The sequence below is a fragment of the Bacillus sp. 0102A genome, from assembly GCF_036765155.1.
Classification (GTDB): domain Bacteria; phylum Bacillota; class Bacilli; order Bacillales; family Bacillaceae; genus Bacillus; species Bacillus subtilis_G.
The window spans coordinates 59,729-85,717 of the sequence record NZ_JBAIZW010000007.1; the positions used below are offsets into that span (position 1 = coordinate 59,729).

The 25,989-nt window shown below is 44.4% G+C and carries 25 protein-coding genes and 4 tRNA genes; 21 read left to right on the plus strand and 8 right to left on the minus strand.

Features of this window, described 5'->3' with window-relative positions:
* The first annotated feature begins 22 nt into the window (after positions 1 to 22).
* A complete protein-coding gene (locus V6D41_RS16025) occupies positions 23 to 826 on the plus strand; it encodes a hypothetical protein (RefSeq protein WP_333518878.1) in 804 nt (267 codons plus the stop codon).
* A gap of 36 nt (positions 827 to 862) precedes the next feature.
* Here the strand turns inward: V6D41_RS16025 and V6D41_RS16030 are convergent, their stop codons facing one another.
* Positions 863 to 1,600 carry a MerR family transcriptional regulator gene (locus V6D41_RS16030; protein WP_333519053.1) on the minus strand — a complete coding sequence of 246 codons (738 nt, stop codon included), beginning with the start codon at positions 1,598 to 1,600 and terminating at the stop codon, positions 863 to 865.
* Between the two features lie 206 nt (positions 1,601 to 1,806).
* Positions 1,807 to 3,117, minus strand: coding sequence for an MFS transporter (locus V6D41_RS16035; RefSeq protein WP_333518879.1), 1,311 nt, complete (start codon positions 3,115 to 3,117; stop codon positions 1,807 to 1,809).
* 435 nt (positions 3,118 to 3,552) lie between these two features.
* On the opposite strand from V6D41_RS16035, the gene V6D41_RS16040 reads away from it, so the two are divergent.
* Positions 3,553 to 3,999 (plus strand): DUF6376 family protein, encoded by a 447-nt coding sequence (locus V6D41_RS16040; RefSeq protein ID WP_333518880.1) that lies wholly within the window; start codon positions 3,553 to 3,555, stop codon positions 3,997 to 3,999.
* 33 nt (positions 4,000 to 4,032) lie between these two features.
* Here V6D41_RS16040 and V6D41_RS16045 read toward each other — a convergent pair whose 3' ends face one another.
* Positions 4,033 to 4,962, minus strand: coding sequence for a manganese-dependent inorganic pyrophosphatase (locus tag V6D41_RS16045; protein WP_333518881.1), 930 nt, complete (start codon positions 4,960 to 4,962; stop codon positions 4,033 to 4,035).
* Between the two features lie 203 nt (positions 4,963 to 5,165).
* Here V6D41_RS16045 and hypR point away from each other — a divergent pair, with 203 nt between their 5' ends.
* On the plus strand, positions 5,166 to 5,543 hold the full coding sequence (gene hypR / locus V6D41_RS16050; RefSeq protein WP_202327760.1) for a transcriptional regulator HypR: 378 nt from the start codon (positions 5,166 to 5,168) through the stop codon (positions 5,541 to 5,543).
* Positions 5,544 to 5,572: 29 nt separating this feature from the next.
* Here the strand turns inward: hypR and V6D41_RS16055 are convergent, their stop codons facing one another.
* A complete protein-coding gene (locus tag V6D41_RS16055) occupies positions 5,573 to 6,055 on the minus strand; it encodes a spore coat protein (RefSeq protein ID WP_202327761.1) in 483 nt (160 codons plus the stop codon).
* A 143-nt stretch (positions 6,056 to 6,198) separates the two neighbouring features.
* Between V6D41_RS16055 and V6D41_RS16060 the strand changes: the two genes are divergently transcribed.
* The 4 genes from V6D41_RS16060 (at position 6,199) to rplI (ending at position 9,964) form a co-directional block, all read left to right on the plus strand.
* A complete protein-coding gene (locus V6D41_RS16060; protein WP_148963176.1) occupies positions 6,199 to 6,348 on the plus strand; it encodes a hypothetical protein in 150 nt (49 codons plus the stop codon).
* A 224-nt stretch (positions 6,349 to 6,572) separates the two neighbouring features.
* Positions 6,573 to 7,502, plus strand: coding sequence for a YybS family protein (locus tag V6D41_RS16065; RefSeq protein WP_333518882.1), 930 nt, complete (start codon positions 6,573 to 6,575; stop codon positions 7,500 to 7,502).
* Positions 7,503 to 7,538: 36 nt separating this feature from the next.
* A complete protein-coding gene (gene gdpP / locus V6D41_RS16070; RefSeq protein ID WP_148963178.1) occupies positions 7,539 to 9,518 on the plus strand; it encodes a cyclic-di-AMP phosphodiesterase GdpP in 1,980 nt (659 codons plus the stop codon).
* On the plus strand, positions 9,515 to 9,964 hold the full coding sequence (gene rplI / locus V6D41_RS16075) for a 50S ribosomal protein L9 (RefSeq protein ID WP_087993671.1): 450 nt from the start codon (positions 9,515 to 9,517) through the stop codon (positions 9,962 to 9,964). The genes gdpP and rplI overlap by 4 nt, the downstream gene beginning before the upstream one ends.
* A gap of 43 nt (positions 9,965 to 10,007) precedes the next feature.
* On the opposite strand, the gene V6D41_RS16080 is transcribed toward rplI, so the two are convergent.
* From V6D41_RS16080 to V6D41_RS16090, 3 genes are all read right to left on the minus strand, one after another.
* Positions 10,008 to 12,104 carry a glycosyltransferase family 39 protein gene (locus tag V6D41_RS16080; RefSeq protein ID WP_333518883.1) on the minus strand — a complete coding sequence of 699 codons (2,097 nt, stop codon included), beginning with the start codon at positions 12,102 to 12,104 and terminating at the stop codon, positions 10,008 to 10,010.
* 116 nt (positions 12,105 to 12,220) lie between these two features.
* Positions 12,221 to 13,423 (minus strand): CynX/NimT family MFS transporter, encoded by a 1,203-nt coding sequence (locus V6D41_RS16085; RefSeq protein WP_333518884.1) that lies wholly within the window; start codon positions 13,421 to 13,423, stop codon positions 12,221 to 12,223.
* 72 nt (positions 13,424 to 13,495) lie between these two features.
* Positions 13,496 to 13,636 carry a YycC family protein gene (locus V6D41_RS16090; protein WP_333518885.1) on the minus strand — a complete coding sequence of 47 codons (141 nt, stop codon included), beginning with the start codon at positions 13,634 to 13,636 and terminating at the stop codon, positions 13,496 to 13,498.
* 122 nt (positions 13,637 to 13,758) lie between these two features.
* Between V6D41_RS16090 and V6D41_RS16095 the strand changes: the two genes are divergently transcribed.
* Positions 13,759 to 13,962: a hypothetical protein gene (locus V6D41_RS16095; RefSeq protein WP_333518886.1), complete on the plus strand. Its 204-nt coding sequence runs from the start codon at positions 13,759 to 13,761 to the stop codon at positions 13,960 to 13,962.
* A gap of 46 nt (positions 13,963 to 14,008) precedes the next feature.
* Here V6D41_RS16095 and V6D41_RS16100 read toward each other — a convergent pair whose 3' ends face one another.
* Complete coding sequence (locus V6D41_RS16100; RefSeq protein ID WP_148963182.1) at positions 14,009 to 14,209, minus strand: DUF2188 domain-containing protein; 201 nt, start codon at positions 14,207 to 14,209, stop codon at positions 14,009 to 14,011.
* 169 nt (positions 14,210 to 14,378) lie between these two features.
* Between V6D41_RS16100 and dnaB the strand changes: the two genes are divergently transcribed.
* The 13 genes from dnaB (at position 14,379) to htrC (ending at position 25,638) form a co-directional block, all read left to right on the plus strand.
* A complete protein-coding gene (dnaB, locus tag V6D41_RS16105; protein WP_039074908.1) occupies positions 14,379 to 15,743 on the plus strand; it encodes a replicative DNA helicase in 1,365 nt (454 codons plus the stop codon).
* 116 nt (positions 15,744 to 15,859) lie between these two features.
* Positions 15,860 to 16,282: a VOC family protein gene (locus tag V6D41_RS16110; protein WP_148963184.1), complete on the plus strand. Its 423-nt coding sequence runs from the start codon at positions 15,860 to 15,862 to the stop codon at positions 16,280 to 16,282.
* A gap of 204 nt (positions 16,283 to 16,486) precedes the next feature.
* Positions 16,487 to 17,779, plus strand: a complete 1,293-nt coding sequence (gene purA / locus V6D41_RS16115) for an adenylosuccinate synthase (protein WP_148963185.1) — start codon at positions 16,487 to 16,489, stop codon at positions 17,777 to 17,779.
* A gap of 223 nt (positions 17,780 to 18,002) precedes the next feature.
* Positions 18,003 to 18,078: transfer RNA gene (locus V6D41_RS16120), tRNA-Lys, on the plus strand.
* A gap of 9 nt (positions 18,079 to 18,087) precedes the next feature.
* Positions 18,088 to 18,159: transfer RNA gene (locus tag V6D41_RS16125), tRNA-Glu, on the plus strand.
* An 81-nt stretch (positions 18,160 to 18,240) separates the two neighbouring features.
* Positions 18,241 to 18,317: transfer RNA gene (locus tag V6D41_RS16130), tRNA-Asp, on the plus strand.
* Positions 18,318 to 18,351: 34 nt separating this feature from the next.
* A tRNA-Phe gene (locus tag V6D41_RS16135) sits at positions 18,352 to 18,424 on the plus strand.
* 379 nt (positions 18,425 to 18,803) lie between these two features.
* A complete protein-coding gene (gene walR, locus V6D41_RS16140) occupies positions 18,804 to 19,511 on the plus strand; it encodes a cell wall metabolism DNA-binding response regulator WalR (RefSeq protein WP_032731843.1) in 708 nt (235 codons plus the stop codon).
* Between the two features lie 7 nt (positions 19,512 to 19,518).
* Positions 19,519 to 21,354: a cell wall metabolism sensor histidine kinase WalK gene (gene walK, locus V6D41_RS16145; RefSeq protein WP_148963186.1), complete on the plus strand. Its 1,836-nt coding sequence runs from the start codon at positions 19,519 to 19,521 to the stop codon at positions 21,352 to 21,354.
* Positions 21,344 to 22,711: a two-component system activity regulator YycH gene (gene yycH, locus V6D41_RS16150; protein ID WP_333518887.1), complete on the plus strand. Its 1,368-nt coding sequence runs from the start codon at positions 21,344 to 21,346 to the stop codon at positions 22,709 to 22,711. The genes walK and yycH overlap by 11 nt, the downstream gene beginning before the upstream one ends.
* Positions 22,698 to 23,540 carry a two-component system regulatory protein YycI gene (locus tag V6D41_RS16155; protein WP_087993680.1) on the plus strand — a complete coding sequence of 281 codons (843 nt, stop codon included), beginning with the start codon at positions 22,698 to 22,700 and terminating at the stop codon, positions 23,538 to 23,540. Before yycH ends, V6D41_RS16155 begins: the two co-directional genes overlap by 14 nt.
* A 19-nt stretch (positions 23,541 to 23,559) precedes the next feature.
* Positions 23,560 to 24,354, plus strand: a complete 795-nt coding sequence (locus tag V6D41_RS16160; RefSeq protein ID WP_087993681.1) for an MBL fold metallo-hydrolase — start codon at positions 23,560 to 23,562, stop codon at positions 24,352 to 24,354.
* 81 nt (positions 24,355 to 24,435) lie between these two features.
* Entirely contained in the window at positions 24,436 to 25,638 is a 1,203-nt protein-coding gene (gene htrC, locus V6D41_RS16165; protein WP_333518888.1) for a serine protease HtrC, read from the plus strand.
* The last annotated feature ends 351 nt before the right edge of the window (positions 25,639 to 25,989 follow it).

A 25,989-nucleotide genomic window follows, 5' to 3' on the forward strand; every position in this document is an offset into this window, starting at 1 on the left:
CTGATGAGGGAAGGTGACTTCATTGAATCTGTATGACATCAGAATGAATCCTTATTGGTTTTATGCAGGCAGGCACAGAGGGTTTGTTCAATATCCATACGTATTTCGGCAACCCATTGCATCCTCCAGCGCAATCATTACATCAGCCCGCGGAGATGTAACGGGAGACGGCGTTATTGATGAGGTCTTTCTCACTGGCATCCAAATGCCTGGCAGCCCTTTATGGAGAAATATCACATTGGTGATCCGTGACGGCAGAACCCATCAGGAACAGCGAATTCAGCTCCAAAACAATATGGGATATAATCCGTCTCTTTTTCTCGGGGATATGACAGGCGACAAGATGGATGATGTGGCAGTGGTAATAGACACTGGGGGAAGCGGCGGCACGATATATGCGTATGTTTTTGCCTATCTAAATCGGCAATTCCGACAGATTTTTAATTCGGATGTGTTCAATGCTGAATTGAAGTACAGTGTGAGCTATCAAAATCAATATAAAGCGAGCGTTATCAGTCATCAGCAAAACGAAATATATATCCTCGACCTTACTTACAAGGGCAGGGAATATTTGAATGAGATTTATACCCAGCAGGGAGTATTGAAAATGCCGATAGAAGGCTGGGTCAATCCTTTGTCCGGCCTGTATCCAATTGATTTCAACAGAGACGGCGTATACGAACTGCTGGCGTATCAGCGGATAGCGGGAAGGTATAACGCCGACTCATTAGGATATGTTCAAACTGTATTGAAATGGAACGGGCGGAGTTTTGCCGTTGACCGGCAGAATGTATCAATTGTTGGCGGTGCTGTCTCATCTTCATGAAGGCTGTCTCCCTATATAGAGTGACAAAGACTCACGCTACAGGTGTTCTGCAACGACGGTCAAATAATAAGATAAACCGGTTTGCTGCTCTTCCAACATTCCTCTATGGAAATCATCTTGCATAAAAAATCGCGTTTGTTTTACGTAATCTTCTTTACTTATCGGATGCCCGTTCTGATTTAGGAACTTAAGATGATTCATGACATGCTCTTGTACGGCAGGGGCTTGATACGTCACGCCGCTTCTTAAAAAATCAGCCATTCCATCAAGAAAATGTTTTGCCTCTATCGCCATTTTGTTCATTTCATTTACATTGATTGCAGTGGTATCTAATTCAAAATTGTAATGATCTTTTAAATAGCCATTTTGTTCTGCTAAAGATTGCTTCCATTCTTCAGCGCTTTCAAATCCTTTAAACATGACCTGATGATCCATATTCTCACCTTTTCTTGTGTATTCTAAAGACGTGTTGACTGTTTGAATGAGGCGCTGATACTTTTCAATTTTCTTTTCAAACAGCTTTTTTTGTTTTTCTAATGTACTAGTTCTTTCAGCATCTTCATCTAATAATGTTTTTATTTCTGACAAAGGAATATCTAATTCTTTGTAAAAAAGGATTTCCTGCAGTCTTTTTAGTTCGTCAGCACCATAGTACCGATATCCGGCTTCGCTTATTTCTTTTGGAGCCAGCAGACCGATTTTATGGTAATGATAAAGCGTTTTGATTGTCACGTTCGCAATGTGAGATAGTTCTTTTACTGTTAATTTCACAATCCAATTCCTCCTTTCTTCTTTCACTATGAGGCCTTACCTTTGGTTGGAGTCAAGAATAAAATGAAGGTATTTTCATTCGGAGAGAATAGAATATGGCCGGTGAATGAGATAGAAGTCCAAACAAGTGATGGGTCCTTAAAGCCGTTCGACAAACTGATGGCTCCTTTTTATGATCAAAGAAAAAGAGCGCTCTCAACGAGCACTCTTTATTCCAGATTAATTCGTTTTACATCTCCTAATACAAACACATAAAAAATCAGCCCGAGCAGCAGCACAAAACCGGCTACCAGAAAGCTGAGCGTAAAAGATCCTGTTACATCAACCAAATATCCCGTCAGTGAAGCAGCAATAATGCCTCCAAACAGGTTATTTGCCAGATTTACCATGGAGCTCAGCATGGACACGGAGCCGATCGGGGCCAATTCTGCGGAGATGGACCAGCCGACTGGTGCGGTTGCAGAAATACCGGCAAGCCCGATTGAAATACAGATAATCGCGATGGTGATATTGTTCGTCAGAATAGATCCTAAAAAGAAAAAACCAAAGCTCATGCCGACAATGATTACCGTTCGGTACACCTTGGTGTTAGGATAACCTTTCTTAATGAAGTAATCGACGAGCCAGCCGCCGACGACAATTCCGGAAATGGTTGAGATCAGCCAGGGCACGGCTGTAAATAAACCGGACGACATGATATCCATTCCGTATGTATGTTTAAAGAAAGTCGGAAGCCAGGTGAGCAGCAGGTTGAATGTATAGCCGTACCCAGTAAATCCAATCATCAAGCCCCATACTTTACGGTTGGAGAAAAGCTTTTTTAAAAGCGGACCCGTTTTGTAAGGGGTTTGCTCTGTGTTCATTGAATTGTGTTTTTGAATATAGTTTAGCTCGCTTTTGGAAATGCGTTTGTGCCGTTCAGGCTGCTCATAATAATGCCAGAAAAAGATCGTAAACAGCACATTGATGCACCCAATCGTTAAAAAAGCGACACGCCAGTCAAACGCGGTGACAAGAAAGGCGACCAATGGCGCGCCGATTACGTTTGAAAACTTGGCGGCCGAGTCGAACAGTGAGTTGGCCAAGCCCCGCTCGCTTGGAGGAAACCATAGAGCGGTTGCCTTGGAAGCGGCAGGGAACGCAGAGGCGCTCGTCAGCCCAATGAGAAAACGGAACAAATATAACAGCAATTTTCCTTGCAAAAAAGCAAGAAGGATCGTTAAAAAGCTCCATATTGTCATTCCGATCCTTGTTACCCATGCCACGCCAAACCGGTCCAGCAAACTCCCGACAGGCAGCTGCATCAGTGTATAGGAATAGGTGTAAATTGAAAACACGATGCCGAGTTCTGTTGCTGTAAGGTGAAACGAATCTTGTATGGCAGGGGCCGCTACAGAGATGGCCACTCGGTCAAAATAATTAAGAATAATAATGCCGCTGAGTAACGAAGAAATGTACCATCTGGTATGCCCAGGCCGTTTCACGCGCTCTTGACTCATCATGAAAACCTCCTCTGTCATAGCATGATCTCCTGATGAAAATACCATTCAAATTTTAAATACCACAGCGTGCTTTTGCGTAAACGGACAGCAGGAGTTTGACTGAAAATGCCCGGTGCTTTAGAATGAAAGTAATAAAAATGAACACTCCAAAGGGGAGTAGCTTTTACAGTAAAGTCGTCATTACGGGACAAGATGTCCTCGGCTTTGCTGGCAATCTCATTGTTAGCGAGACCTTTGCCAAATCTGATTTGGTGAAGGTCTTTTTGTTTCGGAACTTCACCAAATCGGTGGAGTTTTTTCATTTTTATCAAAAATGGAGAGGAGCGTCGGTATGTCTAAGCTGAAAAAGTGGCTGAAGCGTGAAATGGTGAGGAAAGGGCTGCCGTTAGCAAAAGAGAAATTGATCCCGATCTTAAAGGAAAAAATGAAGAAGAAGCGATGAGGAGGCTAACGATGAAAATCATTTTGACTGTTCTTGCCGGTGTGGTGCTTTTGAGTGCAGGCGGATGTGGCATGTTGGACCAGGTGAATGACGGATTGAATTATACAAGTGAAGCCGCAGGCTATGTGGAAAAGGTAAAGACATTTGCAGAGGAGGCGCCTGAACTTGCAGAGCAAGCCGTAAACGATACAGGGGCGAAAGAAAAACTTGAAGCAAAGCTTGAGTCGATTCAGCAAGCTGCCGCTGATTTTAATGAATTAACACCGCCTGATGCCGCAGCGAAGATTCATCAAACCATTCAGGAGCATAACGAAACCTTGCAGAAAAGCGCTGAAGATGTATTAAAACAAGTGGAAGAAGGCAAGGTATCGCTGGAAACATTGGAGCAGTCGGACATTGTCCAAAACGCAAATCAAATCACTGATGTGATGTGGCAGATTGAAAAGCTGGGCGAATAAGAAAAAAGCATCCCTGCGCGGGATGCTTTTTCATTATTCAGCCATTGCGTCTGTTAAGACAGGGACGACTTGTTTTTTACGGGAAACAACGCCTTTTAAGAGGGCTGTGTTGTTTTCTAATGTAACGTTGAACGCTTTTTCCACGTTCGCTGCTTCGTTACCGATCGCAAGGGCAAGTGAATCATTTTCTAAGATGTCTGTGATGACAAGAAGGAATAGGTCAAGCTTCTTCTCAGCCACAACCTTAGAAATCGAAGCTTCTAATTCAGCTTGGCGTTTTTTCACATCTTCAATGTCTACTGTGTTCACTTGTGCGATTTCGACTTTTTTACTGCCGAGTGTAAATTCTTTCGCATCAAGAGAAATCAGCTCTTCCACTGTTTTTTTGCTTAAATCAGCGCCAGCTTTCAGCATGTTCAAGCCGTATTCTTCAGCATCTACGCCAGCGATTTCCGCAAGTTCTTTTGCTGCCGCTACGTCTTGGTCTGTGCAAGTTGGAGATTTGAATAACAGTGAGTCAGAAATGATCGCAGACAGCATAAGGCCGGCAATTTCTTTCTCGATCTTCACGTTATTTTCTTTGTACATTTTGTTTAAGATTGTAGCCGTACAGCCTACAGGCTCAGCGCGATAGTAAAGCGGCTCAGCTGTTTCGAAATTTGCGATACGGTGGTGGTCGATGACTTCGAGAACCTGAACGTTTTCAATGTCCTTGATGCTTTGCTGGCGTTCGTTGTGGTCAACAAGGATAACGCCGTTCACTTCGTTTGCAGCTGTTTCTACAAGACGAGGGCTTTCTTGTTTGAAGTAGTCAAGCGCGTATTGTGTTTCGCCGTTGACCTGTCCAAGACGGACTGGCTCAGCATTGAAGCCGAGTTTGTTTTTCAAATCAGCATAAGCAATCGCAGAACAAATCGTATCTGTGTCTGGGTTTTGGTGTCCGAAAATAAGTATCTTTTCCATGATAGCTCCTTATCCTTTTTAAGTAGTGTAATCTTTATATAGTTTAACACGTCTTGTTGCGAGTGTAATCATACAAACCCTTAAAAATTGATGTGAATAAGAAGCATTTTCTTTGAGCTGAAGAGAAAAGGCGTGTAAAATACTGGGTAGCTAAGTTGCGAAATGTGATGTAGTATCAAAAAAGGTACTATGGGAGGTCAAGTATGAGTGAAAAAAAGAATAAATACCCGAACAAAGAAGGCTGTCCAGTTGAATTTACGCTAGATGTCATTGGCGGAAAGTGGAAAGGAATTCTTTTTTATCACATGATAGATGGCAAGAAACGGTTTAATGAGTTTCGCCGAATCTGCCCGAGTATCACCCAAAGAATGCTCACCCTCCAGCTGCGGGAGCTGGAAGCGGATGGTATCGTGCATCGTGAGGTTTACCATCAGGTGCCGCCCAAGGTTGAATATTCTCTGACGGAATTTGGGCGAACGCTTGAACCGATTGTTTTGCAAATGAAGGAATGGGGAGAATCCAACAGAGATGTGCTGGAATCTTATCGTTCGAACGGCTTGCTGAAGGATCAGCAGAAATAGCAGCAAAGGGAACTCCTTTGCTGCTTGTTTTATTTCATTGAAAGGGCTTTGTTGGCGTTTCTGACATCATTTTTCAAAAGTTCGGAAAGGTTATAAGCTGGATAGTATCCACGCTGATACATGTATTGGAATATTTGCGCATGCCATTTAATGGCTGCATTCAGCTGTTTAACAAGCACGTTTCTTAATTGAGGTGTCGCTGTTTCAGTGATGGCAATGGCGTAGTTGCGGACAGATGTTTTGGCAAGAACAAGCAAGTCGCCGCTGTAGAATGGGTTATCCGCACGTTCCTCTTCGTCTTCACGAGGCATCGGTGCCTGAGGGAAGAACTGGAGAAGCTCTCTTAAATTTTGCTCAATGGCTTGTATGGATACGGCATAAAGCTGTTTAAGCTGAGGGTCTTTTACTTCTTTTATCATTTTCTTCAGTTTAATGAGTCCGATTGCCTGAAAAGCGACCAGCTCATGCAACTCTAATGTCTCATGCCAAGCCAATGTTCTGCGTTCATCCATGTAACAATTCTCCTTTATCAATCAGATTCCATATCAGCATATGCCTAACGCTCAATATTGTTCATGATGTTTTGAAGTTTTTAAAACGGGAAATTCATCTTATATACGATACGGGTTGAGAAATGCAAAAAGAGGTGAAACACATGTGGGACATGATAAAGAACTTTTTCTTGTTTAGCAGCGGCGTTCTGCAGGCAACAACCCTTTTACTGGTGATCATAATCTTTATGTATGTCAGAAAAACGAAAAAGAAAAACAAGGAATCTTCTGGCTTTATGGATGATAAACATTAATCGTGATGGCATTCTTTTCAAAGAATGTCTTTTCATTTGCAATGTTTCACATGAAACATCAGCGTCATTTTACTTGCGATTTGGACTTATGTTAAAATATAAAAGTAAAATGTAGAGAAGATATTAAAACATTCGATGCAAAGCATGTTGCAACGATGAAAAAAGAGCAGTCGTTTATGCTGCTCTTTTCTATTCGTGTTTTAAGGATGATACGAGGTGACTAAGTGAAACAAACGAGAGCTTTAATGGAAGGCGCTGTTTTAATCAGTCTGTTTGCGATCATCACGCTTTTGGTCGTATATGTACCTGTGATCGGAACAATTTTGTTTTTTGCACTGCCGCTGCCCATGATTCTGTATACGATTAGACATGGATTCAAATTGGGAATATGGATGGGCGCTGTCAGTCTTCCGGTTGTTTTTATTGTCGGGTCCTTTAACGGCCTTATTTTAGCTTTTATGTCAGCTTGCGCCGGCATTGCCATGGGGCATTTTTTCAAAAAGAAAGAACCCGGGAACGCTGTCATTTCGGGCGCTCTTATTTATATGCTCTGTATTGTCTTCTATTTTGTGATAAGCATTCAATTTTTGGGTATCAATATCATTGATGAAGCAATGACACAATACCGACAGTCCCTTGATATGGTAGGAACGGTAGTGAAGCAGTCGGGCAATGCTGAACAGCTTGAGAAGCAATTGAAACTGATGGAAGAACAATTGGGTATCGTTCAATATCTTTTTCCAACAGCTATTGTGATGGTAGGAGCTGTTTTTTCTTTCCTCAGTTACCTTATCGCTAAGCCGCTCTTAAGGCGATTCTCCCCCGATATTCCTAATCTAAAGCCTTTTAGAGAGTTGAAGTTTCCGCAAAGTGTTGTAGTGCTGTATTTAATGATTGTGTTGCTTTCATTTTTGCCTTTAGAAAAGGGCCAAATGCTGTACTCTATCGCTTTAAATGGGGAGTTTATACTCGGGTTTCTGATTTTCATCCAAGGTTTATCATTTATCTTTTTCTATTGCCATAAAAAACAATATCCCAAGGCTGTGGCTGTGATTGCAGTGGTTCTTGGGCTCGTGCATCCGATTTTTACGGCAGCGATTCGCATTTTAGGCGTTATAGATATAGGCTTTAATATAAGGAATAAGGTGAAATGAACATGAGTTTTACTCACATGGTGGGGAGTGATAGAAATGCCAAGCTTTTATGAAAAACCGCTGTTTCGGTATCCCATCTATGCCATGATTGCTCTGTCAATCATGGCAATCCTCATCAGCTTTTATTTTAACTGGATATTAGGAACCGTCGAAGTGCTGCTGCTTGCAGTTATTTTGTTTTTTATTAAACGCGCTGATTCTCTTATTCGACAAGAGATTGATGATTATATTTCTACGTTATCCTACAGGTTGAAAAAAGTCGGTGAAGAGGCATTGATGGAAATGCCGATCGGCATCATGCTTTTTAATGATCAATATTATATAGAATGGGCAAATCCGTTTCTTTCTTCTTGCTTTAATGAAAGCACATTAGTGGGGAGATCACTTTACGATACCTGTGAATCGGTTGTGCCGCTCATCAAACAAGAGGTGGAATCGGAAACGGTTACATTGAATGACCGTAAGTTTAAGGTTGTCATCAAACGGGATGAGCGCCTGTTGTATTTCTTTGATGTAACGGAACAAATCCAGATTGAAAAGCTTTATGAAAACGAAAGAACCGTGCTGGCGTATATTTTCCTTGATAACTATGATGATGTGACACAAGGGTTGGATGACCAGACGAGAAGCACAATGAACAGCCAGGTGACATCTTTGCTGAACGCTTGGGCGCAGGAGTACGGGATCTTCCTGAAAAGGACGTCTTCAGAACGCTTTATTGCTGTACTTAATGAACACATCTTAACTGAACTCGAAAATTCGAAGTTTTCAATTCTTGATGAGGTACGGGAAAAAACCTCATTCGACGGCGTTGCGCTGACGTTAAGTGTTGGTGTCGGGGCTTCAGTCTCCTCGCTGAAAGAACTTGGCGATTTGGCGCAATCCAGCTTGGATTTAGCGCTGGGACGCGGCGGAGACCAAGTAGCCATTAAGCTGCCGAACGGCAAGGTGAAGTTTTACGGAGGTAAAACAAACCCGATGGAGAAACGAACAAGGGTGCGGGCCCGTGTCATTTCCCATGCCTTAAAGGAAATCGTCTCTGAAAGCAGCAATGTGATTATCATGGGGCATAAATTCCCTGACATGGATTCTATCGGCGCAGCGATCGGAATTTTAAAGGTGGCTCAGGCAAATAACAAAGATGGTTTTATCGTCATTGATCCAAACCAAATCGGATCAAGTGTCCAGCGTTTGATTGAAGAAATCAAAAAATACGAAGAGCTGTGGTCAAGGTTTATTACCCCTGAAGAAGCGATGGAGATTTCCAATGATGACACGTTGCTTGTGATCGTTGATACACATAAGCCGTCACTGGTCATGGAGGAACGGCTGGTCAATAAAATTGAACATGTCGTGGTCATCGACCATCACCGCAGGGGTGAGGAGTTTATCAGAGATCCGCTGCTCGTTTATATGGAGCCGTACGCTTCTTCGACAGCTGAATTGGTGACAGAGCTGCTTGAATATCAGCCGAAGCGCTTAAAAATCAATATGATTGAAGCAACAGCCCTATTAGCTGGTATAATAGTGGATACAAAGAGCTTTTCTCTCCGCACAGGATCGCGGACTTTTGATGCTGCTTCTTATTTAAGGGCAAAAGGCGCCGATACGGTGCTTGTGCAGAAGTTCCTGAAAGAAACCGTTGATTCCTATATTAAACGGGCGAAGCTGATCCAGCATACGGTCCTTTATAAAGAGAACATTGCGATTGCTTCTCTTCCTGAAAATGAGGAGGAATACTTCGATCAAGTGCTGGTGGCGCAGGCGGCTGACTCGCTGCTCTCTATGAGTGAGGTTGAGGCTTCATTTGCGGTGGCGAGACGGGATGAACAAACCGTTTGTATCAGTGCGCGGTCACTTGGCGAGGTCAATGTTCAGATCATCATGGAGGCGCTGGAAGGCGGAGGACATTTAACAAATGCGGCGACTCAGTTGTCCGGCATTTCAGTAACGGAAGCGCTGGAACGGCTGAAGCACGCCATAGATGAGTATTTTGAGGGAGGCGTACAGAGATGAAGGTTATTTTCTTACAAGATGTAAAAGGAAAAGGAAAAAAAGGCGAAGTCAAAAACGTAGCAGACGGATATGCGCAAAACTTTCTGATTAAAAAAGGCCTCGCAGTGGAAGCGAACGCGTCAAATATCAGCGTGCTAAACGGACAAAAGCAGAAAGAGAAAAAAGAAGCCATCGCCGAGCTTGAGCAGGCAAAGAACTTAAAAGAGACTTTAGAAAAACTGACTGTTGAGCTCAGCGCGAAATCAGGTGAAGGCGGCCGTTTATTCGGTTCTGTAACAAGTAAACAAATTACTGCACAGCTCCAAAAAGATCATAAGATTAAAGTAGATAAGCGGAAGCTTGACTTGCCGGACGGCATTCGTGCGTTGGGATATACAAACGTGCCTGTGAAGCTTCATCCTGAGGTGCAGGCTGTGTTGAAGGTACATGTGAAAGAAGAAGCTTAATAGAAATAGAAAAGAAGGCTTGGAGCAATCCAAGCCTCTTTTTTTATTCTACAAGATAAAGAGTTTGCTGGCTTTCACCGCCAGGTCCTCCTCTCATGCCTTGCTGACTGCTGTTTGTGTTGCTGGAGGAACTGCTGTACTCGTCAGATGATATTTCTTTTCCGTTTTTCTTAATCCAGGAAACAAGATCGCTGTTGCCTGAGTTATTTCCTGGCAGAAGGAAGTATTTCACTTTGCCTTCTTTGACCAGTTTTTTCAGTTCGGAAACAGTCAGAATAGGATCTGTGCCGTTAAATCCGCCCATTGCCATAACAGATTCATTTTCATTAATGATATATGGCGCAGCTGTTACGGTTGTCAAAGTAGCGAATAAATACTCTTCACCGGTATTATGCTTTCTCAGATAGGACAGGAGTGCGGTGTCGACCTCTGAGGAGAACATGCTCCCGCCGTTTGCTGAACTTTTGAGCTGCGGACCCGATTCCGGGAGGACGCTGTTGCCTCCGTATAGAAGGGGTGTTGCTGACCAGTAGACCGGTGTGAGCAGCAGAACGCATAGGCTGATGATGGTCAGCTGCTTGCTGAACGGATGGCTGCGTTTAAGCATCAGAAGCGCAAGAGTGACGCCAAGTCCTAATAGCCCCAGTACATACATCCATACACTGCCGATTTGGCTTGTATAACCGCTCAGAATATAAACCTGAAACGCGGCTGTGATCAGAACGGCTGCGGGCAGCAGCCAGCTGGCCCAGTCTTTATTGTTTTTGTATAAACGGTACATCGTATACCAGCCAATACCGGAAAGTGCGGCAATCGGCGGTGCCAGCATGATCAAATAATACTGGTGGAAGAATCCTGCGACGCTGAAGAAACCAGCCACAGGAACGAGCCAAGCCGTCCAGAAGATCGTTTCTTTCATTTCAGCTGCTTGTCCGCGGCGATCACGGTACCAGCTAACGATTCCGCCCAGCAATCCGATCAATGCAAATGGAAGCATCCAGCTGATTTGGCCGGAAAGCGCCGATTGGAAGAGACGAAGCGGTCCTGCATCGCCGGTGCCGAACATATTCATACTTTTTCCGTCACCACCGCCGGGCCCGCCGTTTCCAGGTCCATTACCGCCTGTTGGAGGTGTGCCGGCGCCTCCATTGGAAGCGCCGGTCTGTCCGCTGGGCGGCTGAGGTGCCTGTGAATTGTTTCCGAATGATTGATTGCCGTTTTGATTGGAGGTACTTCCGTCAGGCTTGCTGGTTCCGTCCTGAGAGGAAGATGATCCGTTGCCGTTTGGCGGTTGCATGGTGTTATGATTCTGCGTGTTACCGCCGGCGGCATTTGTATCACCCTTTGCAAGACCAGTGGTTTGTCCTAACAGACGCTCTGTGCCGTTGTAACCGAAGGCCAGTTCTAACACTGAGTTGGTCTGGCTGCTTCCGACATACGGGCGGCTGGAGGATGAGGCTGAATCGACCACAACTGCCCATGAGAGCGAAAGGCTTGTCAGAAGGATGAGAGACAGAATCAGAGAGCCGATTTTTTTCTTCAGAGAAACCCGAGATGCAATCAGGTAGAATAACACAAATGCAGGTAATACCATAAACGCTTGCATCATTTTCATATTAAAGGCGAGTCCAATCAGGGCAAATGCCGTCAACAGCCAAAGCAGTTTGCCTTGCTTTACTGCCCGGAGCAGGCAAGCTGAACCGAGCAATAAGGTAAAGACAAGCATGCTGTCAATGTTGTTTGTTCGGCTGACGGCTGCTGCGATAGGCGTCAGTGCCATGACAAGTGCGGCAATGCGGGCCGCTCCAATTCCAAAGGCCGGTTTGATCATTCTGTAGATAAGGTATACAGATCCAACTCCGGCGAGAGCCTGAGGCATGATTACACTCCACGTGTGAACGCCGAAAATCAGTGCGAAAATCGTTTGAATCCATAAAACAACAGGCGGCTTATCCACTGTTACAAATCCGGAAGGGTCAAATGACGCATAGAAGAAATTGTGGAAGTTTAGCGTCATGCTTTTCACAGCCGCCAAATAGTATTGGTTCACCGTGTCATCCTGCCAAATGTTATACGTATTCAGAAAAGCCGCTGCAAGCAAAATGAGAATAAGGATAAAGTCGAATCGTTTGTTTTTCATCGTTTTTCACCTCTTTATGGTGTCTAATTGTAAAAAACAAATATGAAAAACTTATGAATAAACCATAAATGTTCAAAGAATTTCATGGGAAAAAGCGGAGAGATCTTCCCCGCTTTTTAGGCTGAATTTCTTTGTTTCTCTGGCTGAAGAATGTATTGATCCCGACCGGCTCCCAGCCCGGCTGCTCCCATTGCGATAAGGGCGGCAATGAGAAGGACAAGCGGCATTGTCCATGAATGCGTCTGGTCAAAGAGATAGCCGACAAAGATTGGCCCGACGGCTGCAAGCAGGTAGCCGAACGACTGAGACATGCCTGACAGCGCTGCGGCCTGCTGGGCATTTTCACTGCGGAGACCAATCAAAGTGAGCGCCAGACTAATGCTGGAGCCTTGTCCGATACCGATGATGATCATCCAGACGGCAAGCAGGATATGGCTACCGCCCGCCAGCAATCCGCATAGCCCGATGAGATAAACGGCAGTCAGCCCCGCAACAATGCCGCGCTGGTGTTTCAAGCGATCTGCGAAAACAGGTGTCAGAAACGTGGAAGGCAGACTCGCAAATTGCATGAGTGACACCATCCATCCGGCTGTTGACGTATCAATCCCGTGTGAACGGAGAATTTCGGGAAACCATGCGATGCTGCTGTAAAATAAAAAGGATTGCAGTCCCATAAAAATGGTGACATGCCATGCCATTTTGGAAGCCCAAATGGAGCTGGTTTGTAGCTTTACCGCCTTGTTTGCCGTATCCCGGTGGCGCAGCTGAGGAATCCAGATGAGCAATGCAAGGAAAGCCAAACCGCCCCATAAGAGAAAGGCCTGTTTCCATCCGCCCTCCATTTGTGCTGCCAGAGGTACACTGACACCTGACGCTAAAGCGGCGAATATACACATTGAGGTGGTATATAAGCTGATCATGATTCCTGATTTTTCAGGGTATTTATGCTTAATTAAGCTTGGGAGCAGAACGTTTCCGATGGCAATGCCGATGCCGATTAATGCCGTTCCGGCAAACAAGGTCCAGGTCAAGCCGGCAGAACGAAGCAAAATCCCGATCAATAACATCAAAAGGCCGAGCCATAAGGTCCGTTCATTTCCAAGCCGCTGTCCAAACTTAGGCGCAAGCGGAGAAAGAACCGCAAACGAAAGCAGCGGCAGCGCTGTTAAAAATCCGGCTGTCCCATTCGACATATGTAGATCTGCCCGAATCGAGCTGATAACCGGACCAACTGAAGTGATCGCAGGTCTCAAGTTAAAGGCGATAAATATAATGCCGATGATCAGCCAAAAAGATTGGATATTTTTATGTTTTGGCAAAGCAGTTACTCCTTCTTTCTAACATATACTAAATATAATTCCGTAAGATGTAAGCAAGTATGCGAATGAATGCTACGATTGTTCTTCTTTCTGCAATTCGGCCATTTTGGCGAGCAGGATATGCTGAGGCATATGCATGATCTGTTCAAGCGGCAGATTCAAGGACTCTGCAAGCTTTTGGGCAGTTTCAGCAGAAATTTGCAAAGGTCTCACAAAAGATCCCTCCTCTCTTCTGTCCATTGTACAAGAATCAGATGGGAAACGTAAGAAGATGTCACAAAGGAGTGGAGCAATTCGAAAATGCCCGTTATAAAAGAGGTAAGGAGGGTTCCTTTATGCATGCGCAGTTGCCAATATTAAAACAAATGCTGAAAGAACATCAAAAAGACACTGAGAAAGCTGTTACCGTTGAAGAATATTTAGCAGTGAGGCTAAAGCTTCAGAAGCTGATGAGAAAATGTGCTTCGTTCGAGGAGTGGGATCTGTATCAAAAAGCGGCGGATTTGATGATGCACACAGGGTTCCAATGGATGAAATAAGAGATATCCGTAAAAAAACCCCCGCTGCAGCGAAGGGTTTCATTCATTAATATGAGTATTCCTCTTCTACATTTTTAAACTTGTCATAAATCACAAGCTTTGCCGGACTGTTTTCTTTTGCCACCTGTTTGGCTTTTTCAATTGCGGCGTCTTTAGATGTATACAAAGCTGTCGGCGCCACATTCTCCACCTTAATAAACCAGCCATCCGCATCGACATTGGGTGTAACGGCATATTCTTTCATCATCTTTCATTCCTCCCTCACGTTTTATTTCGTCTTTCCCGACCTGTTACTGTCCGAAACGATCCAATCGGCTACCTGAAAAAAACAGGAAACAGACAATTTTTCTATTTTTTTTCTGTAGAAATGGTAGAATGGAGTTTGGAGATTTTTTAATGAGAGGACGGTGCTTAGCATGACAGACCTTCTAAATGATCGGCTTCCTCCGCAAAATATAGAAGCCGAACAAGCCGTGTTAGGCGCTATTTTTTTACAGCCGTCTGCTTTAACACTGGCTTCAGAAGTATTGATTCCAGATGATTTCTATAGAATGTCCCACCAAAAAATCTATAATGCAATGCTGGTGCTCGGTGACCGAGGTGAACCGGTTGATCTAGTGACGGTTACGTCAGAGCTTGCGAACACAGAACTGCTGGAAGAAGTGGGTGGCATTTCGTATCTGACAGATATCGCAAACTCAGTGCCGACAGCGGCTAACATAGAATATTATGCGAAAATCGTTGAGGAAAAATCGATTCTTCGCCGATTAATCAGAACGGCGACAACCATCGCTCAAGACGGATATACCCGTGAGGATGAGGTTGAGGATTTACTCAGTGAAGCGGAAAAAACGATTATGGAAGTGGCGCAGCGCAAAAACACGAGTGCCTTCCAAAACATTAAGGACGTCCTTGTCCAGACCTATGACAATATCGAACAGCTTCACAATCGTAAAGGCGATATAACCGGAATTCCGACAGGATTTACGGAGCTTGACCGGATGACTGCCGGGTTCCAGCGCAACGATTTGATCATTGTCGCCGCCCGTCCGTCAGTGGGGAAAACGGCTTTTGCCCTGAACATCGCACAAAACGTGGCGACCAAAACCGACGAGAGCGTAGCGATTTTCAGTCTTGAGATGGGTGCAGAGCAGCTCGTTATGCGTATGCTTTGTGCCGAAGGAAACATCAATGCCCAAAATCTTCGTACCGGCAACCTGACGGAAGAGGATTGGGGCAAACTGACAATGGCGATGGGAAGCCTGTCGAACAGCGGGATTTACATTGACGATACACCGGGTATCCGCGTGAGTGAAATCCGCGCCAAATGCCGCCGCTTGAAGCAGGAAAGCGGACTAGGCATGATTTTGATCGACTATCTGCAATTGATTCAGGGAAGCGGACGTTCAAAGGATAACCGTCAGCAGGAAGTATCAGAAATTTCCCGTGAACTGAAGTCGATCGCCAGGGAGCTGCAAGTCCCTGTTATCGCACTTTCTCAGCTTTCCCGGGGCGTTGAGCAGCGTCAGGATAAACGTCCGATGATGTCTGATATCCGGGAATCTGGAAGTATCGAGCAGGACGCGGATATTGTCGCGTTCCTTTATCGTGACGACTACTATGACAAAGAATCTGAGAATAAAAATATTATCGAAATCATTATTGCCAAACAGCGTAACGGCCCGGTAGGAACCGTGTCTCTTGCGTTCGTAAAAGAATACAATAAATTCGTCAACCTGGAACGGCGTTTTGATGACGCAGGTGTTCCGCCCGGCGCATAAACCCCAAGAGCTGATCTTGGGGTTTTTTCATTCGAAAGATGGAAGAAAAACCGGACGCACAGCGGATGTGAATTTGAAAGCGGTTTAATAAAATAGGGCGTAAAGGAGATGGTAACATGGGATACTGTTTTTCATCTTTTCACGCAGCGCAAATCCGGATTGCGCGGCCTACAGGCCAGCTTGATGAGATCATTCGTTTTTACGAAGAGGGACTGGATTTGAAACGAATCGGCGAATTTTCACAGCATAACGGGTATGGAGGTGTCATGTTCGGCCTTCCTCATGCCGATTATCATTTGGAATTCACCCAGTATGAGGATGGGGAAAGCACTGCTCCCGTTCCGCATCCCGACAGCCTCCTCGTTTTTTATGTGCCGAATACGGATGAACTGGCATCGATCACTTCAAGGCTAAAACACATGGGCTATCAAGAGGTCGAATCAGAGAACCCGTACTGGAGTCATGGAGGCGTGACGATAGAGGATCCGGACGGCTGGCGAGTCGTTTTTATGAATACCAAAGGGATTTCAGGCAAATGATACTTTTTCATGCTAAAGGACAAAAGTTTCACAAGCTTTTTATGATGAAGCCGTTAGAAAACGCTTCTAAAAAGAAAGGAAGCGAACGAATATAGTTTTATATTAATTTAATGTTCGGATTTAAGATTGACTTTCTGTTTCTTCACTGATAAACTTGATTTGTTTGAATAGAATCGTTTTAAAGGTTAACGGAGGTGCACGGACATGTCTTCAGTAGTTGTAGTAGGTACGCAATGGGGCGATGAAGGAAAAGGTAAAATTACAGATTTCCTCTCAGAAAATGCAGAAGTGATCGCCCGTTATCAAGGCGGAAATAACGCAGGGCACACAATCAAGTTTGACGGAGTCACATACAAGCTTCACTTAATCCCGTCTGGAATTTTCTATAAGGATAAAACGTGTGTGATCGGAAACGGAATGGTTGTAGATCCGAAAGCATTAGTCACAGAGCTTGCGTATCTTCATGAGCGCAACGTCAGTACAGACAACCTGAGAATCAGCAACAGAGCTCACGTCATTCTGCCGTATCATTTGAAATTGGATGAAGTGGAAGAAGAGCGAAAAGGGGCTAACAAGATCGGCACAACGAAAAAAGGAATCGGCCCTGCTTATATGGATAAAGCAGCCCGCATCGGAATTCGCATCGCGGATCTGTTAGACCGTGACGCGTTTGCGGAGAAGCTTGAACGCAATCTTGAAGAAAAAAACCGCCTGCTCGAGAAAATGTACGAGACAGAAGGGTTTAAAATTGAGGATATCTTAGACGAATATTATGAGTACGGCCAGCAGATTAAAAAATATGTCTGCGATACATCTGTTGTTTTAAATGATGCTCTTGATGATGGGCGCCGCGTGTTATTTGAAGGCGCGCAAGGGGTAATGCTCGATATCGACCAAGGAACATACCCGTTTGTTACGTCATCTAACCCGGTTGCCGGCGGTGTCACGATCGGATCTGGCGTCGGCCCGACCAAAATTCAGCACGTTGTCGGTGTATCAAAAGCATATACGACTCGTGTCGGCGACGGTCCTTTCCCGACTGAGCTGAAAGATGAAATCGGCGATCAAATCCGTGAAGTCGGGCGGGAGTATGGAACAACAACAGGCCGTCCGCGCCGTGTCGGCTGGTTTGACAGCGTCGTTGTCCGCCACGCCCGCCGTGTGAGCGGAATTACAGATCTTTCTCTGAACTCAATCGACGTTTTAACAGGAATTGAAACGCTGAAAATCTGTGTGGCGTACCGCTACAAAGGCGAAATCATTGAAGAATTCCCGGCAAGCCTTAAAGCACTTGCTGAATGTGAGCCGGTATATGAAGAAATGCCGGGATGGACTGAGGATATCACAGGTGCGAAAAGCTTGAGCGAGCTTCCGGAAAACGCGCGCCACTATCTTGAGCGTGTGTCTCAGCTGACAGGCATTCCGCTTTCTATTTTCTCTGTCGGCCCAGACCGTTCACAGACAAATGTCCTTCGCAGCGTGTACCGTGCGAACTAAATAGATTATGCTTCAGGCCCCTGAATTCAGGGGCTTGTTTTTTGTTTGAAAGCCGCATCTAAGTTGGTCTGAGAAAAAAATATGAAAAAAAACCAAAAAAGTTATTGCTACTTCTATTTGTTCGTGATATTATAAATCTCGTTGTTACGGAAACTGCTTCAATAGAGTACTAGATAAGAACTTGGTCAAAGTTGTTTGCTCTATGGAAACTCCGACATCTTAAGAGCCATTAGCTCAGTTGGTAGAGCATCTGACTTTTAATCAGAGGGTCGAAGGTTCGAGTCCTTCATGGCTCACCATTTCGTGAAGGCCCGTTGGTCAAGCGGTTAAGACACCGCCCTTTCACGGCGGTAACACGGGTTCGAATCCCGTACGGGTCATTGATTTACTTTAGCGTTATTGCTAAATTCCTTATTTGTCTGCGAGGGCTGACACGACAGCTCTCCAGGCAATTACTGTAAGGTCCGGTAGTTCAGTTGGTTAGAATGCCTGCCTGTCACGCAGGAGGTCGCGGGTTCGAGTCCCGTCCGGACCGCCATTTTACTTTACTTAGTAGAGAAAAATAAACATTTGGCTCGGTAGCTCAGTTGGTAGAGCAACGGACTGAAAATCCGTGTGTCGGCGGTTCGATTCCGTCCCGAGCCACTTACCAAACGCATCTGCAATTGTAGGTGCGTTTTTTCTTTTAGGAAAAGGCGAACATGAGAAGTGTTATAATAGAAGAAAAAGGGAGAACCGGCTCTGCGGCCGGCTCAAAGAAGAAGACGTCATCTATAAAGACGCACTCCGATGTCGGGAGGTTTCAGTTAAGTTATCTTTTTTAAAAAAAGTTGACCAGGATGACAAAAGAGAAACAATTGGCGGATAAAGGTGAAACATGTGTTTTTTTCTAAACCTTTATTTTTTTTATCTTTTGACCTTTAACCGTTATAATAGACAAGGACCCAATGTTTACACGGGCCATTTGATGAAACGAATGTTATTTAGATGAAAAGAAGTTATTCGGCAGGAGGAAATCAAAATGATGGATAAGAAGATCCTTGTAGTAGATGATGAAAAACCGATTGCAGATATATTGGAATTTAACTTAAGAAAAGAAGGCTATGAAGTGCACTGTGCCCACGACGGAAATGAAGCGGTTGAAATGGTAGAAGAGCTTCAGCCTGATTTAATTCTTTTAGATATTATGCTTCCTAATAAAGACGGCGTTGAAGTGTGCCGTGAAGTCAGAAAGAAATACGATATGCCGATTATTATGCTGACAGCTAAGGATTCAGAAATTGACAAGGTCATCGGGCTTGAAATCGGTGCTGATGACTATGTCACAAAACCATTCAGCACACGTGAGCTTCTGGCTCGTGTGAAAGCGAACTTGCGCCGCCAGCTGACAACAGCGCCTGCGGAGGAAGAGTCGTCCTCTAACGAAATTCATATCGGCTCTCTCGTCATCTTCCCTGACGCGTACGTCGTATCAAAACGAGATGAAACAATCGAATTGACTCATCGTGAGTTCGAATTGCTTCATTATTTAGCAAAACATATCGGACAAGTGATGACCCGTGAACATTTGCTTCAAACCGTTTGGGGCTATGATTACTTTGGTGACGTCAGAACGGTTGACGTAACAGTCCGCCGGCTTCGTGAAAAAATTGAGGATAACCCAAGCCATCCAAATTGGATTGTCACACGCCGCGGCGTAGGTTATTACTTGAGAAATCCAGAACAGGACTAATGCCCTTATGAATAAGGTTGGTTTTTTTCGGTCGATCCAATTTAAGATTACCTTGATATATGTGCTTTTGATCATCATTGCCATGCAAATCATTGGGGTGTATTTTGTCAATCAGGTCGAGAAATCGCTGATGAGCTCTTATGAACAATCGCTGAATCAGCGAATCGACAACCTTTCTTACTATATCGAACAAGAATATAAAAGCGATAACGACAGCACCGTCATTAAGGATGATGTCAGCCGTATATTGAATGATTTCACGAAAAGTGATGAGGTCCGGGAAATTAGTTTTGTAGATAAAAGCTATGAAGTGGTCGGTTCTTCAAAGCCGTATGGTGAGGAAGTGGCAGGGAAACAAACGACCGATCTGATATTTAAAAGGATTTTTTCTACTAAACAATCGTATTTAAGAAAGTACTATGACCCGAAAAGCAAAATCAGAGTTCTCATTTCCGCAAAGCCTGTCATGACTGAAAACCAAGAGGTTGTCGGCGCGATCTATGTTGTCGCGAGTATGGAAGAAGTCTTTAATCAAATGAAGACTATCAACACCATACTGGCGTCCGGCACTGGTTTGGCGCTCGTTTTGACGGCCCTTCTCGGTATTTTTCTGGCACGAACCATCACCCACCCGCTTTCAGATATGAGAAAGCAGGCCATGGAGCTCGCGAAAGGGAATTTCTCGAGGAAGGTTAAAAAGTATGGGCATGATGAAATCGGGCAGCTGGCCACCACGTTTAATCACTTAACGAAAGAGCTTGAAGATGCCCAGGCGATGACAGAAGGAGAACGTAGAAAGCTAGCTTCTGTTATTGCTTATATGACAGACGGCGTGATCGCCACAAACCGTAACGGAGCGATTATTCTCTTAAACAGCCCGGCCCTGGAGCTGTTGAACGTTTCACGTGAAACAGCTTTAGAAATGCCGATTACGAGTTTGCTTGGGATTCAAGAGAATTATACGTTTGAAGATTTAGTGGAGCAGCAGGATTCTTTGCTGCTTGAAATTGAGCGAGATGATCAATTAACAGTGCTTCGCGTGAATTTTTCTGTGATTCAAAGGGAACATGGCAAAATTGATGGCTTAATTGCTGTTATTTACGATGTAACCGAGCAAGAGAAAATGGATCAGGAACGCAGAGAATTCGTGGCGAATGTATCACACGAGCTGCGGACGCCGCTTACGACAATGCGCAGTTATTTAGAAGCGTTAGCTGAAGGTGCATGGGAAAATAAAGACATTGCCCCGCGTTTCTTAATGGTGACGCAAAATGAAACAGAGCGCATGATCCGGCTTGTCAATGATTTGCTTCAGCTTTCGAAATTCGACAGCAAGGATTATCAATTTAACCGGGAATGGATTCAAATTGTCCGGTTTATGTCTCTGATTATTGACCGTTTTGAAATGACAAAAGAACAGCATGTGGAATTTATTCGTAATCTGCCGGACAGAAATCTGTACGTTGAGATTGACCAGGATAAAATTACACAGGTGCTTGATAATATTATTTCCAACGCTTTAAAATACTCACCGGAAGGCGGACATGTGACGTTCTCAATTGACGTAAACGAAGAGGAAGAGCTTCTCTATATCAGCGTCAAGGATGAAGGGATCGGTATTCCGAAAAAAGATGTCGAAAAAGTCTTTGACCGCTTCTACAGGGTGGATAAAGCAAGAACGAGAAAGCTCGGCGGCACCGGTCTGGGACTGGCGATTGCCAGAGAAATGGTTCAGGCGCATGGCGGAGATATTTGGGCGGACAGCATAGAAGGAAAAGGCACGACGATTACATTTACTCTTCCATATAAAGAGGAACAAGAGGATGATTGGGATGAAGCGTGAAAATATAAAAACGATATTACTTACGATACTCGTCGTCATCAGCCTTGTGTTTACGTGGGGGATATGGACGTTCCAGCCAAACTTTTCCGGAGGCTCATCATCAACAGCGTCTCCTGTGCGTGAGAAGCATAAAATTGAAAAAAACACCCAAAAGCTGTCTGAAACGGTAAGGCCGAGAGACATGTTTATCCATGATGGCGGTGCTCATTATAAAGTGAATGATGATTCACTTTATAACGAAGTCTGGTCTGACTTGCCGCATTGGGATGTAAAAGGGATCAAAGATATTTCTGATCAGTATGATAAGACTTCATTTAAGAGCTGGTTTTACGGGATAAGCGGTTATGATGCGAAGCTTGACTTGCAATTCAACGACACGATTCCTATTGATATCTACCAAACGCTGTTTAAATGGTCTAACCAGTCATTTGAGTACAGTTCATTTGATCACATTTTGATTCCGATTAATGAAACAAAAGCGAACAAGAAAATCTATTTGGTATCTTTCAGTAAGCAGCTGATTCTGGAAGTGACCGTTGAATCGGCTAACTACCGGAACATGATGAATGACTTGAAAAACAGTCAATCAAACATGCCGGCATTCAGTCTGTTCTCAATCGGTTCAAAGAAAGAGTTTCTGCTGCCGAACAAAACGCTTACGATGGACAAAAAAGAATTTGTCACAGAATCGATTAAAACAAACACCTTTAAGCAGGCCTTGTTCAGCGATCCAAGTATTGTAAGGGAAGATTCGAATTACAACAACAGAAATGTGCTGACAGATGGAATCAGCCGTTTAGATGTGAATCTAAGCCAGCGCCAGGTACAATTCCAACAGCGCAATTTGGTGCAGAGCACTTCCTATCAAACAGGTGAATTAATTAAAAAAAGCCAAAAATACCTTGAGGATACGGGCAGCTGGACAGATCACTATCAATTTTTCAATATCAATGACAGCCAGCAGTTAAGCTTCTATATCTTTATGGACCAGATGCCGGTCATTAACAGTACCGCCAAACCATTCGGAGCGACATCCGCGATTACGGTGCAATGGGCCAACGATGAAATTCTCAGCTATAAGCGGCCGAATTACAGTCTCGGAACGAATCCGATTAAAACGACAGAGACTGAGCTGATGAGCGGGAGCGAAGTAAAGATGCTGCTTTCTAAACAAACCGCATATAATACGGATAAAATTGATCAGATCTTCCTTTCGTATCAATTGGTATCAACATCATCCAATAATGACCCTCTTGTTGAACTGGAACCGGTTTGGGGGATGAAAATAAACGGGAAAATTGTGCCGATCACGAAGGACCTATTAACGAAGGAGGGGGCAAACAGTGGAGTGGAATAAGACAAAATCAATCTTCATCGTTGCCTTCCTCATTTTAGATATTTTTTTAGGCTATCAGTTTTTTCAAAAATGGCAGTCTACCAGCAAAGATTATGAAGTCATTAAAAATGATGTCGAGCATGACATGAAGGCCGATCATATTACGTATGAAGGGCTGAATAAGGAAGCAACAGAAGGCTATAGAATCACAGCGAATCAAAAGGCCTTCACCAAGGACGAAATTGAGGCGCTCAAGGATCAAAAGCCGTTGATGGACATGCCTAGTGATGATCGTAAAGTAACGACCCTGAAAATGAAATTTACGAATCCGATCGCCCTGTCAAAGAAGAAGATTGAGGACGATGCTCAGGCGCTTGTTTCTTCGAAAATCCAAGACGGTGAAAAATATGAGCTTTGGAAGGTTGATAAATCGCAAAAAGAAATTATTTTCTTCCAAACATATGAGGGCCATTATATTTATCAGCAGACCGACACTTCTTCTAATATGATCGGGCAAGTGATTTTGCGTTTAAACGATAAAAACGAGGTTGTGTCATACGACCAGACGACGCTTGAGACCTTTAAGCAAATTCAGAAGGAAAGCCTAATCACTGAAATGGATGCGGTTGAGTTATTGTACTATCAAAATCAATTAAAAGAGAACAGTACGATAAAAAGTGTCAAATTTGGCTACGTCGCGCAATATCCGCTGACAAGTACACAGGTGCTGGCGCCGGTATGGAGAATTACAGTCGAGTACGATAAAAAAGTGAACGGTGAGAAAAAGACAGTACAAGAGTATTTTACAGTGAATGCTTTGGAGAGTACGATTTTAGATACAGATCAATGAAAATAATGGAGTGAGACACATGAGCTTGCAATTTAGCGTACTTGCGAGCGGGAGTACGGGAAATGCGTTTTACCTTGAAACCGAGGATCACGCATTTTTGGTAGACGCCGGTTTGAGCGGGAAAGCCATGGATGGATTGATGGCGCAAATCGGGCGTAAGCTGGATGATGTAGACGGCATTTTTGTGACGCATGAGCATAGTGACCATATTAAGGGCCTTGGCGTGGTCGCCAGAAAGTACAAGCTTCCGATCTATGCGAATGAGAAGACATGGAAAGCGATGGAGAACCAAATTGGCAAAATTGATACCGATCAAAAATTTGTGTTTCCGATGGAGACGGTGAAGTCGTTCGGCGGACTTGATGTGGAATCGTTTGGCGTCTCACACGATGCGGCGGAGCCCATGTTTTATGTGTTCCATTATAACGGCCGAAAGCTTGCTTTAATGACAGATACGGGGTACGTCAGCGACCGGATGAAAGGGATCATCCGCTCAGCGAATATGTTTGTGTTTGAAAGCAATCACGATGTCGGCATGCTGCAAATGGGAAGATATCCATGGAGCATTAAGCGGCGGATTTTAAGTGACGTCGGGCACGTTTCAAATGAAGATGCTGCCTTAGCGATGACCGATGTCATTGGCGACGAGACGTCTCGTATTTATTTGGCGCATTTGAGCCAGGACAACAACATGAAGGATTTGGCGAGAATGTCTGTACAGCAGACATTGGCTTCTAAAGGGTTTGTGACGGGGGAAACATTTGATTTGTTTGACACCGATCCGAAGAAGGCCACACCGCTCTGTGCTGTATAATTTTTCTATGTAAATCATGACTATTATAGGAGTTTCTAACCCACAATATAACCATATTAACGTTCTTGGAAAGGATGGAATATGGTGGATTACGATCGTGAGGAAGAACATACTGCTCCTGAACAGCCAAAGAGAAGCAAAAAAGGATATTTCCTTTCTAGTCTGATTGGCGTGATTGTCGGTGCCGTATTAATGGCGTTTATCATGCCGTACCTTTCAAATGAAGGGATAGATACGGGCGTCTTAGAAGAGCAGCAGAACAACAATAACCGGGAATCAATCAGGACGGTCAATGTCAGTGTCAACAACGCAGTCACCAAGATTGTCAGCAATGTGTCGCCCGCCGTTGTCGGTGTTGTGAACATTCAAAAATCAGATATTTGGGGAGAGAGCGGTGAGGCTGGGAGCGGCTCTGGCGTCATCTATAAGAAAAATGACAACTCCGCTTATGTCGTGACCAACCATCATGTCATCGAGGGCGCTTCCCAAATTGAAATCAGCCTGAAAGACGGCTCGCGTGTATCGGCTGAACTTATCGGCAGCGACCAGCTGATGGATCTTGCTGTTTTACGAGTGAAAAGCGATAAAATTAAAGCAGTCGCTGATTTTGGTAATTCAGATAAAGTGAAATCAGGGGAGCCGGTTATTGCGATCGGGAACCCGTTAGGCCTTGAATTTGCAGGCTCTGTCACACAGGGCGTCATCTCGGGTACGGAGAGAGCCATCCCAGTGGATTCGAATGGTGATGGACAGCCTGACTGGAATGCAGAAGTCCTGCAAACAGATGCGGCCATTAACCCTGGGAACAGCGGCGGCGCTTTGTTAAATATGGACGGAAAAGTCATTGGCATCAATTCAATGAAAATTGCCGAGTCGGCGGTTGAAGGAATTGGCCTGTCGATTCCTTCTAAGCTTGTGATCCCGGTGATAGAGGATTTGGAGAAATACGGCGAGGTTAAACGTCCGTTCCTTGGCATTGAGATGAAATCGCTAAGCGACATCGCCAGCTATCATTGGGACGAAACATTGAAGCTTCCTAAGGATGTCACCAATGGAGCGGTTGTGATGGGGGTAGATGCCTTCTCACCTGCCGGAAAAGCAGGGCTTAAGGAACTGGATGTCATCACAGAATTTGACGGTCACAAAGTAAATGACATTGTTGATCTGCGGAAACGGCTTTATCAGAAAAAAGTCGGTGACCGGGTGAGAGTGAAGTTTTACCGTGGCGGAAAAGAAAAAGCCGTTGACATTCAGCTCTCCTCCGCAGACCAATTAGGAAGTTAACAGAAACAGTCTGGCACCGTGCCAGACTGTTTTTTTATGCAAAAAAAAAACTGAACGAGGGTCACGCTCGTTCAGTTGAAAAAGGATCTATCGAATATGAAGAAAAATACTAGATGGGGTTACACGTGAAACAATAGGCAGTGCCTGACCAGCATTGACTTAATGGTTTGTTCCGTATGGTTGCTGGTGATGAATTTTATGATGTATACATAGATTTCATTTTCTTCCCTCGATACAGAAGTTTTATTGTGCCTTTTGCATGTGTTCAGCGCGATGTTTTTTGTGATTGCGGTTTGCTGTCAACATGATGTTTGAAGGCTTTTCCGCTGTTGCAGTTGGGTGTGAGCTTTG

Bases quoted from the DNA above. Each gene is read 5' to 3' on its own strand.
- V6D41_RS16035 (WP_333518879.1), bottom strand. From the start codon at position 3,117: ATGACAGAGGAGGTTTTCATGATGAGTCAAGAGCGCGTGAAACGGCCT.
- V6D41_RS16040 (WP_333518880.1), top strand. From the start codon at position 3,553: ATGAAAATCATTTTGACTGTTCTTGCCGGTGTGGTGCTTTTGAGTGCA.
- V6D41_RS16045 (WP_333518881.1), bottom strand. From the start codon at position 4,962: ATGGAAAAGATACTTATTTTCGGACACCAAAACCCAGACACAGATACG.
- hypR (WP_202327760.1), top strand. From the start codon at position 5,166: ATGAGTGAAAAAAAGAATAAATACCCGAACAAAGAAGGCTGTCCAGTT.
- V6D41_RS16055 (WP_202327761.1), bottom strand. From the start codon at position 6,055: ATGGATGAACGCAGAACATTGGCTTGGCATGAGACATTAGAGTTGCAT.
- V6D41_RS16060 (WP_148963176.1), top strand. From the start codon at position 6,199: ATGTGGGACATGATAAAGAACTTTTTCTTGTTTAGCAGCGGCGTTCTG.
- gdpP (WP_148963178.1), top strand. From the start codon at position 7,539: ATGCCAAGCTTTTATGAAAAACCGCTGTTTCGGTATCCCATCTATGCC.
- rplI (WP_087993671.1), top strand. From the start codon at position 9,515: ATGAAGGTTATTTTCTTACAAGATGTAAAAGGAAAAGGAAAAAAAGGC.
- V6D41_RS16080 (WP_333518883.1), bottom strand. From the start codon at position 12,104: ATGAAAAACAAACGATTCGACTTTATCCTTATTCTCATTTTGCTTGCA.
- V6D41_RS16095 (WP_333518886.1), top strand. From the start codon at position 13,759: ATGCATGCGCAGTTGCCAATATTAAAACAAATGCTGAAAGAACATCAA.
- V6D41_RS16100 (WP_148963182.1), bottom strand. From the start codon at position 14,209: ATGATGAAAGAATATGCCGTTACACCCAATGTCGATGCGGATGGCTGG.
- dnaB (WP_039074908.1), top strand. From the start codon at position 14,379: ATGACAGACCTTCTAAATGATCGGCTTCCTCCGCAAAATATAGAAGCC.
- V6D41_RS16110 (WP_148963184.1), top strand. From the start codon at position 15,860: ATGGGATACTGTTTTTCATCTTTTCACGCAGCGCAAATCCGGATTGCG.
- purA (WP_148963185.1), top strand. From the start codon at position 16,487: ATGTCTTCAGTAGTTGTAGTAGGTACGCAATGGGGCGATGAAGGAAAA.
- walR (WP_032731843.1), top strand. From the start codon at position 18,804: ATGGATAAGAAGATCCTTGTAGTAGATGATGAAAAACCGATTGCAGAT.
- walK (WP_148963186.1), top strand. From the start codon at position 19,519: ATGAATAAGGTTGGTTTTTTTCGGTCGATCCAATTTAAGATTACCTTG.
- yycH (WP_333518887.1), top strand. From the start codon at position 21,344: ATGAAGCGTGAAAATATAAAAACGATATTACTTACGATACTCGTCGTC.
- V6D41_RS16160 (WP_087993681.1), top strand. From the start codon at position 23,560: ATGAGCTTGCAATTTAGCGTACTTGCGAGCGGGAGTACGGGAAATGCG.
- htrC (WP_333518888.1), top strand. From the start codon at position 24,436: ATGGTGGATTACGATCGTGAGGAAGAACATACTGCTCCTGAACAGCCA.